This window comes from Gordonia sp. AC31, assembly GCF_031844505.1.
In the GTDB taxonomy this organism is placed as follows: Bacteria; Actinomycetota; Actinomycetes; order Mycobacteriales; family Mycobacteriaceae; genus Gordonia; species Gordonia hongkongensis.
Genome location: NZ_JAUZVK010000013.1, coordinates 77,807 through 90,250, shown reverse-complemented (window position 1 = coordinate 90,250; position 12,444 = coordinate 77,807). Strand labels below are relative to the sequence as shown.

The following is a 12,444-nucleotide window of genomic DNA, read 5'->3' as shown; positions in this document are numbered from 1 at the left end:
CATGAACAGCCCAGCCAGCCAGGCGCCGGCCGACGCGCGTGTCACCGAACTCGCGCCGCCCGACCACACCTACCTGCACATGGACAAAAACAGCGCGCCCATGCACTGGTCGATGATCCTGCAGCTCGAGAGCGACGGGGCGTTGCTCGGCCTCGACGAGGTGCGGACGCGTGTCCGGGAGCGGGCCGGGCTGTTCGAGATCTTCCGGCTGGGCATCCGCAACGGCCGCTGGCGCAAGCCCGAGGTGGTGCTCGCCGACGACAGCTGGGATGCCGGCGAACACGTGACCGAGTTCGGGTTCACCGACCGCGCCCATCTTCAGCGCCGGGTGACGAAACTGCTCGAGTCGCCGCTGCCGCGTCCGCGCCCGTTCTGGGACATCACCCTGTTCACGCCGTCGGCGGGTGCCGAAGGCGTCGGACAGTGGGTCCTGCTCCGGGTGCACCACAGCATCTCCGACGGCATCGCGGGGGCGGCCTTCGCCGCTCTCCTCGCCGACGGGGAGCCCGACGATCTCGCGGAGTTCGAGCGATTCGCCACAAGTCCCCGCTTCCGGATCAGCGGCATCGATCCCGAGGAACTCAAAGAGGCGAAGGCCGCCTATGGCGACCAGCACGCGGCGGGCGGTGGCAAGAAACGAGCCTGGCCCGCGCTGACGAAGTCGGGCGAGCGCGAGTACGCCCTGTTCTCCGCGTCGACCCGGACGCTGCGCAAGGCTGCCAAGGGCAATGGCGCGACCGTTCACGAGTTCCTCCTCGCGGCCATCGGCCGGGCGATCAGCCTCAACCCGCCCGCGTCCCCACAGGCCGACGTCGTCCGCGTGACACTGCCGGTGACCCTCGACGACGAGTTCCGGCACACCGGCAACGCGGTGTCCGTGGCGCTCCTCAACCTGCTCGGCAACGAGCCCGATCTGTCACGTCAGATCGGCCGTGCGCAAAGCGAACTCGAGACGATCGCAACGCGCAAGCCGGAGCTGTACCTGGCCGCCGCCGACGATCTGCCGCGCGCCCCGCTGTGGGGTCTGCAGCGCGCGATCGTGAACGCGTCGATGTCCCACATGCACCCCGACATCCACATCGGCATCAACCCCGGCTTCTCGCGGGTCCGGTCGGTGCTGGGGCGTTCGATCGTCACCCTGACACCCTTGTCGCCGCTCGCGGGCTACTCGCTGTCGGTGACGACCCTGATCCTCGGACACACCACCACGTTCGGCGTCGTCACCGACGCGCAGGCGCTACCCGGATACGCCGAACGATTTGTGTCCGCGCTCGACGAAGTACTTCAGGAGGCCCTCCCGTCGACCTGACGGGGGTGCGAGCTTAGGCTTGCCTTGTAATCCGGGGTCCGAGGGCTGCAATATACAGGTGGCCGTCGGCTCGGCGGGGGCGAAGACATACACGGAGAAAGAACAACATGAGCAACGACGTCAACTACCAGGACCCGGCCGGGGCCGATTACTACTCGGGGGTCGATCACCGCCAGTCGGACACCGGTTCGTCTCGCCGATCGGGCGGGGTCAGCGTCCCGACCGTCCTGGCGTCGGCAGGCATCGCTGCCATCATCTCCGCGATCGTCGTGACGATCGGCGTGGTGGGCATCGTGGTGAGCGAGCGCAACGACTCCGCCACCGCCGCACAGCCGACCGTCGTCAACCTCGGTGCCGCGCAGACCGCGCTGCCCCAGCAGGGCATTGCCGGCCAGCAGCCCGTCCCGGGTCAGCCCGCACCCGCCGGCGCACCGGCCGGAGCGCCGGCAGCGGCCCCGACGGAAAACGTGCCCGAAGGCGGCGGAGCGATCGGTGGACCGGTCGGTCCTCCCGGTGAAGGAGCCGCGCCGGCTCCGGGTGCGGCCCCAGCACCTGCTCCCGCGCCGGGCACCACGGCCGCCCCGCAGCAGAGCGTTGCCGCCGGCCCGACCGCGCTGACGCCCGGACAGCTCAACACCAAGGTCCGCATCGTCATGAACTCCAATGGCAGCCGCGCCGCACGCGCCGCCGAACTCGAGGGCGGTGAGCGCGCGCTCCGTCAGATCGACCTCGTCGCCCGTGCGATCACGACGTACGGCAACGTCGGGCTCAGCTATCAGATGGTCGGGCCCGTCCAGGTCAGCGGCAACACGCTGACCGCCCCGCTGCAGATCAGCGTGGTCGGCCGCGGTAGCCAGAATCGCTCGATGACGTTCGTGTGGAGCGGCAACAAGTGGAAGCTCTCCAACCGAAGCGTCTGCACCATCGCGGGATTCGTCCTGCTGCCCTGCTCGCTCTGACCGCGCGGGGTGACACGGTCCGGTCCGCCGGACGACACCGACAAACCATTGGGGGATCTTCACGTGATTTCACGACCACGCCTGGGCGCACTCGCCGCGAGTGCACTCCTGTTCGCGGGCCTGCTGGCCGGTTGCTCGAGCTCGGATGACGAATCCGCCGGTGGCACCGTCCAACTCAACCTTCCGGACGGCCGGTCGGTGACGATCCCCGACACCCCGGAGCGGATCGTGACCCTGGGAGACCAATGGACCGACGTCGTTCTGTCCTTCGGTGAGACGCCGGTCGGGTACTACGACTACTCGAAGTCGGCGACCGGCGAGATGCAGCCGTGGTACGGCGAGAAGCTGGCCGACGCGACGTTCGTCGATCCCACCAAGGGCGACGACGCGACGACCATCGCCAAGCTGAACCCGGACCTGATCTTCGCACCCGGCTTCGCCTCGGACAGTCCGGAGTTCCAGCAGATCTCGAAGCTGGCCCCGACGGTCAATGCCATCAGCGACCAGGAGATCGATCCCTGGCAGGACATGGTCACGGTGATGGGCACCGTGCTGCACGACCCGGAGAAGGCGAAGTCGATCATCGACGACACCAACGCGAAGATCGCGGCGGTGGCGCAGGAGTACCCGGATCTGAAGGGTAAGACCTACGCCTTCGCGTTCATGTACGGCAACGACCAGCTGTCGGTGCTCGGTGACGAGAACGACGGCGCCGGAGAGCTGTTCACCTCGCTCGGGATGAAGATGGCGCCCAAGCTGGTCGCCGAGTACCAGCGGACCGGCCAGCCGCGCTTCGGGCTGAGCACCGAGAACATCCCGATGCTCGACGCCGACGTGCTCGTCGTGGCCACGGCCACCCCCGAGCAGGCGGAGACCCTGAAGTCGCTGCCCGGGTACAAGAACCTGAAGGCGGTCAAGGACAACGCCGTCACGTTCATGACCCAGTCGCAGATCACGGGTCTCAACGCGCCGACGCCGAACTCGATCCCGTACGTCCTCGACCTGCTGAAGCCGTCGTTCGCCGCGGCGTCCAACTGAGCTCGGTCTGAAACGAACTCGCCCTCCGCGGAATGTGGAGGGCGAGTTGGTTTTCGGGGTCGCCGGACCCTTCGTGGCTCGTCGCTATCGCTCCTCGCACCTCAGGGAGCAGGGGGTTGCTCGTCGCTATCGCTCCTCAGTATCCGCGGCCTGGCGGCCGTCGTGGACTACGAAAGAACCCGTTGTGTTGGAGCGAGCCCAATCACTGCTCCCTGAGGAGGCCGGAGCTTGCGGAGGCCGTCACGAAGGGTCCTGGTGAGTCGGGTTGCGAAGACCCTTCGTGACGCGCCCTCCGCAAGCTCCGGGCGCTCCTCAGGGAGCGGGGGGTTGGCCGCGCCTTCCGCAAGCTCCGGGCGCTCCTCAGGGAGCAGGGGGTGCCCGTCGCCATGGGCTCCTCAGGGAGCGGGGGCCCACCGCTGGTTGAGCAGGCGACGAGCGCAGTGAGGAGCCGTGTCGAAGCCACTTCGCAACAACGACAACGGCCCGAGCCGCACGTGGCGGATCGGGCCGTGAGCCGGCTAGCGGGTTACGGCGCGACGATGTCGTCGTCGTCCGAGGCGCCGAAACTTGTGAACGCGGTGTGCCTGGGCAGGCGGTAGGCCTCGCGGCCCAGCACGGTGTTCAGGATGCGTGCGTTGCGGACCGCGCCGATGTCGAGGTTCGGGGCCGAGACGCCGTGCGCGTGCTCCTCGGCATTGGCGACGAAGATCCGGTTGGTCAGGGCGTCGTCGGTCTCGATCTCGTGGTTGGCGCCGATGACCAGGCGTCCGCGCGAATCCCGGTGCAGCGCAGACTCGATCGGGGCCAGGAAGTCCGCCCTGCGGGCCTGGTAGCCGGTACTGGCGATGACCATGTCGGTGGTGTGGGCCAGCTCGGAGCCGGTGTCGAGGTGACGGCCGCGGACCCGGAGCTTGCCGTCGGCGAGGGTGTCGATGCCTTCGACCTCGACCGAGATCCGCAGCTGCACCGGGTTGAGCTTGTCCTGCAACTGGCGCCGGTACAGCAGGTCGTGCAGGCGCTCCAGGGTGTCGGTGGAGATGCCCTTGTGGAACTGCCAGTGCTGCGGGCGAACCCGATCCCGTGCGGCCTCGGGAAGGCTGTGGAAGTAGTCCATGTAGGCCGGCGTGGTCATCTCCAGCGAGAGCTTCGTGAAGTCCAGCGGCGCGAACCATGGTGTGCGCGTCCACCATCGGACCGCGGGGCCGCCGCGTAGGTTGGATTCCAGCAGATCGATGACGATCTCGGCACCCGACTGGCCGGAGCCGATGACGGTGACGGTGTCGGCGGCGAGCGCCTTCTCCTGGTTGAACAGGTAGTCGGAGCTGTGGACCACCGCGGGCGAGTCCGACGAGAGTGCCTGCGGGACGAACGGTTCGGTGCCGATGCCGACCACCACGTGTCGTGCGATGACCGTCGAGGAGGTGGTGCCGGTGTGCATGGTCACCCGGAACGCGTCGGCCTCGGCGTCCCAGGCCACCTCGTCGACGGTGGTGCCCCATCGGAGCGAGTCGAGCCGGGACACGCACCAGAGCAGGTAGGCCTCGTACTCGATGCGGGTCGGGAAAAAGTTCTCGCGTACCAGGAACCGGTACATGCGATCGATGTCGGCCATGTAGTTCAGGAACGACAGCGGATGGGTCGGGTCGACGAGCGTCACCAGGTCCGACAGGAAGCTCACCTGGAGGGTGGCGTCGTCGAACATCAGGCCCGGATGCCACCGGAACTCGTCTCGCGAGTCGACGACCAGGAGGTTCACGTCGTCGAGCGTCGAGGCGAGCGCGGCGAGGCCCAGATTGAATGGGCCGCAACCGATCGCGAGTACGTCTACATTCTCGACAGTGGTCTTCTCTTCTGGGGTCATTCGGACACTCTCACCATTTCTTCACTGTGGACTTCCGCGCCGGGTGCGGCGGTGCCTTCCGACTCCACCTCGAGCGCGACGCGCAACAGTTCGTCGAACAGCTCGTCGATGTCGCTCTCCGAGGTTTCCGGGTTGAGGAGGGTCAGCTTCAGGCAGGTCTGGGGCTCTTCCTCACCGGGCACCCGGACCTGGGTACGGCCGATGAGTGCCTTGCCGTCGGCGATCAACCGACGCCGCAGTTCGCCGTTGACCGCGTCGAGATCGGTGCACCGATACCGGAACACGACGGTGGTCAGCGTGACCGGCGCGATGAGCTCGAGCTGCAGTTCGGTGGCGATTCGCTGTTCGGCGTACACCGCGAGGTCGTTGCACTTGTCGAGCATGTCACCCAGAGTGCGGCGTCCGTAGGCGAGCAGGGTCGCCGCGACCTTGAGGACGTCGGGCCGTCGCGTCGTCTGCAGCGTCTGACCCAGGAGGCCGCTGTACCCGGCCTCCACGTCGTCGTCGGGGTTGAGGTAGGCCACCGAACGGTTCAGGGACACGAAGCGATCGGCGTCGGACAGCAGCATGAGGCTCGCGGCCGCCGGCTGCCAACCGACCTTGTGCAGGTCGAGGGTGACCGAGTCGGCGCGTTCGACGCCGGTGAGCAGACCGGCGAGGCGGTCGGAGAACAGCGAGCCGAAACCGTAGGCGGCGTCGACGTGCATCCAGATCTCGTGCCGCTCGGCGATGTCGGCGATCTCCCCGAGCGGGTCGATGGTACCGAAGTCGGTGGTACCCGCGGTGGCGACGATCGCCAGCGGTGTCGCCGCGCCGGCCTCGCGGATGGTCGCTTCCAGCGCCTCCGGGATCATCCGGTGATGCGAGTCGACCTCGACCGGGATGACCGCGGTCTCGCCCAGTCCCAGTGCCGCACAGGCGCGGTGAACCGAGAAGTGCGCCACGCGCGAGCAGAAGACGACCGGGCGGTGCAACGCGCCGACGCCGTCGTGCCGCACGTCGATGCCCCGCCGGGCAGCGGTGTGGTCGCGAGCGATCATGAGCGCCAGCAGATTCGAGATCGATCCACCGGGACTGAAGACACCGCCGGCATGTTCGCCGAACCCGGCCATACGAGCCAGCGACTGTACGGTCCAGGTCTCGAGCGCCAGTGTGGCCGGGCCGGAATCGTAGGTGTCGAGTGAGGCATTGGTGGCCGAGGCCAGGGCGTCGGCGGCGACCGCGACCGACAGCGGCGCGGGTTGCAGATGCGCCGCCGCCATCGGATGGGTGAGGTCCAGTCCGAACTCGGCCACCAGGCGGGCGAGCCGGGTCAGCGCCTGGGACTCCCCGATCCCGTTCTCCGGGACTCCGTGCGGGCCGAGTAGTGCCGTCACCCCGCCGAGCACCGCGACGGGGTCACCGCTCGGCAGCGGGGCGCCGTGGTGGTCGTCGCCGACCGCGGCCGCGACCTCCGCCAAGCCGCGCCCGACGTCGGCCCAGCCATCGCCGGGACGGGCGAATCGCGAGGCACCCCATACGGACTGGCGGTCTTCGGACACTGAGTTCCCCCCTGTTGACTCTGGCGCGCGGTGGCGCGGTGGCAGGCCGGTCATCCGGCGCTGCCCTTCTGTGGTGCGCTCTCGGCGAGGGTTTCGACGAGTGCGGAGACGTTCTGGTGCAACGACGTCGGAATCAGGTCGACGAGTGCGGTGAGTACTGCGGTGGCGCGGTCGGCCACCGCGTCGGGGACGATCCCCGGCTGGTGGTCGACCTCGACGTGGGTGCTCTCGTCGTCGGCCTCGAAGGCGATCGAGAGCGGGTAGTTGGCGATCCCGTTGAACACCGACCGGCAGGTGACCGGGGCGTCGGCGGGTTGTGGGATCCCGCGCAGCGGCGCGGGCCGGACCGACGCCATGATCTCGATGACGGGAAAACGGCCGCCCTGCTGCCGCAACGCGGTCAGGATCGGCCCGAAATCGGTGCCGGAGTGTTCCATCGATCGGTAGATGGCCGCACCCGCATCCCGCAGAGCCTGCTCGACCGTGGCGTCGGGGTCGATGCGGAACCGCATCGGGATGATGTTGCCGCAGTATCCGACGTTCTGGGGTGACTGCGTCCGACGACGGTTGTCGGCCGGCACCACCAGGACGTGGTCGGCGGCGCCGGTCAGGGCATACGCCGCCAGCGAACACACGCCGATCAGCAACGCGTTCGGGGTGGCGCCGACGGTCTGCGCGACCCGGCCGAAAGCGGCCAGCGAGTCGGCCGCAACCGGGGCGGCGACCTTGATGCCGTCCCGGTCGTCCATCGGCGAGAGCCAGCTGTCGGCGGCACTTTCGGTGGGCAACTCGCCGCTGAGCGGATAGCGGACGTCGTCGGCGGCCCAGGTCGTGAGCGCGTGGCGCACCGCGTCCTCGGCGGCTGCCGAGGCGGCCGCGGAATTTGGTGAGACCGGGCGGGAGTCGGCGTTGACGTCGCCGGGCCACGAACCTGACACCAGGGTGCCCAGCAGCAGCGGCCATGAGGTGTCGTCGACGGCGAGATGGTGCACGACGAGGATCATGGTGACGTCGCCGTCCGAGCCCGAGACCCGAAGCCGGAGTGGCACATCCGACGTCAGATCGAATGGCGTGCGGGTCAGCGCGGTCGCGATCGCGTCGGCATCGTCGACGGGTCCGGTTGCCTCCGCGTCCGGCAGGCCCCAGGTCCACACCGTGCCCGATGCGTCCCACGATCCCGCGTGCGAAACGGCGCGGCGACGCGGCGTGCCCGCGTTGTCGACCTCGACCACCGATTTCAGGACCCCGAAGCGCTCGACGAGTAGTTCGGCGGAGTCGACGACCGATCGGAGCGTTCGCGTACCGCCGAACTGCAGGACGAGTCCGATGTTGTGCGACACCGATTCCGGATCCAGTTCGTAGATCCGCCACATCCGCCGTTCGGCGGTGCCGAACTCGCCGAACGGCACGGAGGCCCTTGGTTCGTCAGCTGCGGCCGTGCGGGCGGGTTCGCCGGTCTGCGCGATTCGACGACGCAACAGCGTCAGTCGCGCTTCGGTCAACGCGGGCATGGCTCCCTCTCGGTCGATGTGGCGGTGGACGTCGTCGACGCTGCTGCGGTCTTGCCACGCAACACATCCCAATCGCGGACGACCTCGATCAGCTCGCCCGCCGCCCACCGCGGCGCCTGGTCCTGGAAGTGATCGGAACGGGGATCACCGCTCACGCCCAGCGGGACGATCCAACGGCTCGCCCCGCGGTCGGCGAGGTCCCACACGTAGCGTGCGGCGGCACCCGTGATGCACAGGTGGGTGCCGACCGCCGCGGCGTTGGCGAAGACGCACTCGGCGTCCCCCGCCAGGGGCAGGGGAGTCGGACGAAGGGTGGCGAACAGATCCGGGTGCTGCGGCGACGCGCCGACCAGGTCGAATCCGTGGATCGGTGCCAGGCGATGGACGCTGCCCCACGTGGGCGTCGAACCGAAGGTCCCGATCCGGGCCACCACGGCATCGAGGGCGGCGACCGCCACGGCCTCGATGTCGATGCCGATCCCCGCCGTGTTGGCGACGACGGAGGTCAGCGCGGTCGCGAGACGGGGCTCGGGCACGAACCACGGCTGGAACACCGCCGGGAATCCGTGCGGCCCGCGCAGCGGCGCGAGCACGTCGGTACTCGCGACCCCGAGAACCAACTGGGTACGGAACTCGGCATAGAGATACGCGTCGGTGCTGTCGGCGATCATCGACCGGTCCCACGCCACCAGGCGCTCCCGGATGCCTTCGGCCTCGGCGTCGGCGCCGCGTACACGTGACAGCAACTCCTGGACGACGGTCGCCTGCTCGAGCCGGACATCGGTGTGGATGTCGGCGCAATCCGCCGGACTCACCGAACCGAGATCGTCGAGTCGCGCGGTGATCCGGTCGGCCCGGAACGGTTCGACGCACTCACTCGTGAGCGGCTGCAACGCAGGCACATCGGACATCCGCTGGTTGGCGGTGACGGTGAAGGCGGGACCCTTCGAGACGCCCTCCGCAAGCTCCGGGCTCCTCAGGGAGCGGGGGGTGGCCTCCGCGAGCTCCGGATTCCTCAGGGAGCGGAGGGTCGCGTCGAAGCCGGGGTCACCGAGCGAACCCGCCTCGTATCCGCGCCACTGGTAGCGCTCGTCCCAGCCCGGGACCGGCAACCAGTAGTTCTCGGGCGCGCGGACCGGCACCCGGCCGGCCACGTGGGTGGCGACGGTGCCGTCGGTGTGGGCGATGACCGCGCGGTTGACCGGCTCGACCCACTTCGTCAGGGCTGCTTCGACATCGGCGACGGTGCGCACGAAGAGCAGGTCGATCGGCGCGTCGAAGGTGACCTCTTCGGTGAGCAGCGGGGACCGGATGCTCATCGCGAACGACTCGTCGGGGCCGCCGAAGACGACGGCACCGTTCGGGGTGGTGACGAGCTGCACGGCAACGGGTTCGGCATCCCGGACGAGGATCGTCTCGGTGCTCACCCCGGCCGGCACCCGCCCGCCGCCCGGTACCTCGACCAGGAGCGTGCCGGCCTCGTCGCGCGTCAATCGCTCGAGGTACAGATCCTGATAGTCGCCCATGGCATTCGTGATGCCCCAAGCGATGTCGTCGCCCTGACAGAAGTGCGGGACTCCCGGGACGCCGGCAAAGGCGAACCCGGCCATGTCGAATGCTTCGTGCGGACCTGTCGAGGCGAGGTGGAACTGCTGATAGATGCCCGGCAGTTCGAGGAATCGATGCGGGTCGCCGGCGACGATGGGTGCACCGGTCGAGCTCCGCTCGGCGGACACACCCCAGGCGTTGCTGCCCGACATCGGATCGCCGAGGTCCACCGCCGGGGCGGGTTGCTCGGGCGACGCCGGGCGGGTGATCGCGAGGATCTCCTCCAGGAACGCCTCATCGGGCATCGCGGGCACCGTGGGGTCGGTCTCCCGCGTCTCGAAGTCCCAGAACCGCAGCGCATCCAAACCGAGCGTGCGGCAGGCGTGCAGGCGGAAGAGTTTCGTGGTGAACCGGCCGAAGAGCACGTGGTGCATGATGAACACCGAGATCGGCGTCCACGGCCGCCACGGCAGCGGGCGATGCGCCAACGCCTCGAGTTCCGGTGCGGCAGCCGACGTCTCGAGGTCGCCGAGGGTGCTGTTCACGCCGTCGGCGTAGGCGGTGACCAGTTCCCGGGTGCGGGTGGACGATGCGTCGAAGATGCGTTTCGCCGCCACGTCGAGCTGGGCGCGGCGGGCGAAGGTGTCCCATTCGACGCAGCCGGCCCCGAAGACCTCGGCGGTGCGTCCCTCGGCGCGCAGCCGCATGAACTCGATCTGCCAGCGCCGGTCCTCGCCGCATGCCCGGCCCTGTCCGTACAGAGCTCCGCGCGGCGTCGAGGCGAGGACGTGCGGGATGCCGTGGTCATCACGCAGGATCTCCACGTCGTGGGGTGCGTGGGTGCGGGTGGTGGTCATCTCCGTCACCGGTCCCTCGGCGGCGCAATCGGATTGACGAGCCGGTGACCCGCGTCGATCAGCGATGCGTAGGAGTCCTCGATGTCGACCATGCGCTTGTTGTTGCGCAGTTGCAGCCCGTTCATGTGCACCGCCCCGAACTCCGGTGCGAACAGATCCCAGCGAGCGAACCTGTCTTCCAGATCGGGGTGGGCGGCGACGAACTCACGCAGGCTCTCGGCCACCAGTGACCAGAACTCGTCGTCGCCGACGATGCCGTGCGTGTGCAGGATCTCGGCGAGTGGACGTAGGAAGTCGTCGAAGACGTCCGACAGCACACCCAGGTTGCGGATCTCGTCCGGTTCGGTGGTCCGGACGCGGGCGCAACTCTCCGGGAGTCCGTCCGCCTCGCCGAACACCGATACCTCCTCGCCGATGTCCTTGAGGATCGCTCGCACCGGGATGCCCTCGGCGAGAACGAGGATGAGGTTCTCCCCGTGCGGTGAGAACTTCAGCTCGTATCGGTAGAGCAGGTAGGCGATGGGGTGCAGATAGGTGCGCAGGTAGCGACGGATCCACTCGGTCGCGGGAACACCCGAACGGTCGATGAACGCGCCGACCAGTGGCTCCCCCAGGTGGTCGACGTGAAGCAGCGCGGCCATGGTCGACAGTTGCTCGTCGGCGGCTGCCAGCGGCACCGGGCTCTGTCGCCACAGCGCGGACAGGATCTTGCGGTACTCCGACCCCGGCTGCGTGATCGGCGTGAACGCCGGACTGCGGTAACCGATCGCCGCGACCTCGAAGATCATCTCGAAGCCGATCGCGGCGAGGTACTGGTCGTCGGCGACGAGTCCACGGACCCAGTTGTTGATCAGCGGCGTCGTCCGCATGTAGTCGGCCGACATCCCGCGTGTGAAACCCATGTTCACGATCGACAGTGCGACCTTGACGTAGTTGCGGGTCGGGGTGGTCGCGTTGAACACCGTGCGGATCGACTGCTGTGCCTGATAGAGGTCGGGGCTCGTGCCGACCTCGACGATGCGCTGGTCGGCGATGTCGGCGGAGTAGAGCTTTCGTACTTTCTCGACCCACTGCCAGGGATGCACCGGGAGGTACCGGTAATCGGCCGGGTCACAACCGACTTCGCGCAGGGCGTCCCCGAAGTCGGACAGCGTCTCGGGTCCGAGCTCGTCGAGGAGCAGCGCGTCGTAGTCGACGTCGCTGACGGTGGCGACGTCACAGTCCTCGCGACGGACGGCGAGCCAGACGAGTCGGAAGTGGTTGCCCACCTCGGGGGCGTAGCGCTCGATGTCGTCCGCGCTGAACCCAAGACGGCCGGCGTTGGCGACGATGCACGGGTGCCCCTCCGTCATCGTCGCCTCGATGGTCTGGAAGTCGGCGTGAGCGAGATCCGTTGCCGGGATGCGTCGTTCGTCCGGACGGTCGGCGCTGATCGCCAGGGTGTTGATGAACTCCTCGAGGTACTCCGGCAGCGCCTGGGGGCCGATCCCCAGGAACGGGGCGAGGTCGACGATCATCGCCACCGCGTCGACGGGGAGTTCGGCGCCGTCGCGCACGCGACGCAGTGACGACTCGTCGATCGCCCAGCTGTCCAGGGCGAGCCGGTCGGCGCGGAAGTGGTAGTCGGTGCGGCCGTCGGCGGAGGAGACGACGTACCCGTCGCCGCTCGCCACCGGGTCGAGTGCCCGCTCGTGGGAGAACTCGGCGAGGATCTTCTTCGCGATCCTGGTGTGATACGTCTGGCGATGGCTTCGCGCACCCGACCCCCCGGCCGTGCGCGTCGCGAATCCCGGAATGGTCCCGATGTCCTGGAGAGTCAA

At 68.6% G+C, this 12,444-nt stretch carries 8 protein-coding genes; 3 read left to right on the top strand and 5 right to left on the bottom strand.

The window, feature by feature from the left end:
• Position 1: 1 nt before the first annotated feature.
• The 3 genes from Q9R39_RS16310 to Q9R39_RS16300 all read left to right on the top strand — a co-directional run bounded on the left by Q9R39_RS16310 (position 2) and on the right by Q9R39_RS16300 (position 3,306).
• Positions 2 to 1,309, top strand: a complete 1,308-nt coding sequence (locus tag Q9R39_RS16310) for a wax ester/triacylglycerol synthase domain-containing protein (protein ID WP_159369976.1) — start codon at positions 2 to 4, stop codon at positions 1,307 to 1,309.
• 107 nt (positions 1,310 to 1,416) lie between these two features.
• Positions 1,417 to 2,268: a hypothetical protein gene (locus Q9R39_RS16305; protein WP_311277789.1), complete on the top strand. Its 852-nt coding sequence runs from the start codon at positions 1,417 to 1,419 to the stop codon at positions 2,266 to 2,268.
• Between the two features lie 63 nt (positions 2,269 to 2,331).
• Complete coding sequence (locus tag Q9R39_RS16300; RefSeq protein WP_159369978.1) at positions 2,332 to 3,306, top strand: ABC transporter substrate-binding protein; 975 nt, start codon at positions 2,332 to 2,334, stop codon at positions 3,304 to 3,306.
• A 526-nt stretch (positions 3,307 to 3,832) separates the two neighbouring features.
• On the opposite strand, the gene Q9R39_RS16295 is transcribed toward Q9R39_RS16300, so the two are convergent.
• The 5 genes from Q9R39_RS16295 to Q9R39_RS16275 are packed head-to-tail and all read right to left on the bottom strand — an operon-like array spanning position 3,833 to position 12,444.
• Positions 3,833 to 5,167 (bottom strand): lysine N(6)-hydroxylase/L-ornithine N(5)-oxygenase family protein, encoded by a 1,335-nt coding sequence (locus tag Q9R39_RS16295; RefSeq protein WP_058251367.1) that lies wholly within the window; start codon positions 5,165 to 5,167, stop codon positions 3,833 to 3,835.
• Positions 5,164 to 6,708, bottom strand: coding sequence for a pyridoxal-dependent decarboxylase (locus Q9R39_RS16290; RefSeq protein WP_058251366.1), 1,545 nt, complete (start codon positions 6,706 to 6,708; stop codon positions 5,164 to 5,166). Before Q9R39_RS16290 ends, Q9R39_RS16295 begins: the two co-directional genes overlap by 4 nt.
• 50 nt (positions 6,709 to 6,758) lie before the next feature.
• Positions 6,759 to 8,219: a condensation domain-containing protein gene (locus Q9R39_RS16285; RefSeq protein ID WP_058251365.1), complete on the bottom strand. Its 1,461-nt coding sequence runs from the start codon at positions 8,217 to 8,219 to the stop codon at positions 6,759 to 6,761.
• Entirely contained in the window at positions 8,207 to 10,624 is a 2,418-nt protein-coding gene (locus Q9R39_RS16280) for a penicillin acylase family protein (protein ID WP_311277788.1), read from the bottom strand. The genes Q9R39_RS16285 and Q9R39_RS16280 overlap by 13 nt, the downstream gene beginning before the upstream one ends.
• Before the next feature lie 5 nt (positions 10,625 to 10,629).
• A complete protein-coding gene (locus Q9R39_RS16275; RefSeq protein WP_311277787.1) occupies positions 10,630 to 12,444 on the bottom strand; it encodes an IucA/IucC family protein in 1,815 nt (604 codons plus the stop codon).